1 protein-coding gene and 1 pseudogene are annotated in these 1538 nt (G+C 75.0%); both read left to right on the forward strand.

The window, feature by feature from the left end:
- Positions 1–857, forward strand: an 857-nt coding sequence (locus ACPYOM_RS21900; protein ID WP_481347574.1) for an acyl-CoA dehydrogenase family protein, incomplete at its 5' end; no start/stop codon positions are given.
- Positions 857–1538, forward strand: a pseudogene (locus ACPYOM_RS21905) (acyl-CoA dehydrogenase family protein); the annotation flags it as partial. The gene ACPYOM_RS21900 and the pseudogene ACPYOM_RS21905, both read left to right, overlap by 1 nt.

The following is a 1538-nucleotide window of genomic DNA, read 5'->3' on the forward strand; positions in this document are numbered from 1 at the left end:
TCGCCGAGCGGCAGATCGGGCCCTCGCTGCTGCGCTACGGCACCGAGGAGCAGAAGCGCGCGTTCCTGCCGCGGATCAGCAGGGGCGAGGTCGTCTTCGGCATCGGCATGAGCGAGCCCGACTCCGGGTCCGACCTCGCGAGCGTGCGCACCCGGGCCGAGCGGGTCGAGGGCGGCTGGCGCGTCACCGGCACGAAGGTGTGGACCTCGGGAGCCCACCAGGCGGACGCGTTCTTCGCGCTGTGCCGCACGTCGCCGCCCGACCCCGAGCACCGGCACGCCGGTCTGAGTCAGCTCATCGTCGACCTGCACGACCCGGCCGTCCACATCCGCCCGATCGTCTCCATGGGCGGCGACCACCACTTCAACGAGGTCCACCTCGACGGCGTCCTCGTGCCCGACGACCGGGTCCTCGGCGCCGTGGGCGACGGCTGGCGGCAGGTCACCTCCGAGCTGGCCTACGAGCGCAGCGGGCCCGAGCGGGTCCTGTCCACCTTCCAGCTGCTCGCGGCTGCCGCCCAGGCCATGGACGACGGACGCCTCCCGGCCGACGCGGGCCTGGGCCGGCACGTCGCGCGCGTCGCCGGGCTGCACCACCTGTCCTTCTCCGTGTCGACGGCTCTCGAGGCCCACGAGCCGGCCGACGTCCCGGCCGCCCTCGTCAAGCTGCTCGGCACGACGACCGAGGGCGACATCGCCGACTTCGTCGACCTGCTCACCGCCACCGGCTGGGTCGAGGACGAGGAGCTCTACACGCTCCTGCACGCGGCGATCCTCCAGCGGCCCGGCTTCACGCTGCGCGGGGGCACGAACGAGATCCTGCGCGGCGTCGTCGCGCGCGGGCTGGGGTTGCGCTGATGGCCGACTCCCGCGCGGGCCGCGACCTCCCTGCGGGGTTCGGGCACCTGGCCGCACCGGCCACCGCCGACCCCGACCTCGTCGCGATGCTCACGGAGCTCTTCGACGACTACCGCGCGACGCGTCCGACCCCCGGCGCCACCGTGGACCTCGACCGCGACCTCTGGGCGCGCCTCGAGGACCTCGGTCTGACGCGTCTGACGGGCAGCGAGGCCTCGGGCGGCAGCGGCGCCGGCTGGCTCGAGGCCGCCGCCCTCCTCGGACTCTCCGCGGCCGCGGGCGCCCCGGTCCCGATCGCCGAGCACGACGTCCTCGGCGGGTGGCTGCTCGAGGCGGCGGGCCTCGGCAACGACGGCGGCCTCCGCACGGTGTGCCGTCCGGACCCCTCCGGCGTCGCCCTCAACGTGACGTGGGCCCGCGACGCGTCGCGCATCGTGGCGCTGTGGGAGGACCGCGACGAGTGGCGCGTGGCCGACGTGCCCCTCGACCGCGTCGGCCTGGAGGAGGGGCGCAACCTCGCAGGCGAGCCCAGCGACACCGTCGAGTTCGACCTGCTCGACCTCGAGGACGGCATCGTCGTGGCCCACGAGATCGGCGAGCAGTTCCACCACCGCGGGGCACTGGCGCGCTCGGCCCAGGTCGTCGGGGCGATGGAGCGGGTCCTCGAGGTCGTCCTCGCCC

It is taken from the genome of Monashia sp. HAY1-2A (assembly GCF_056755315.1).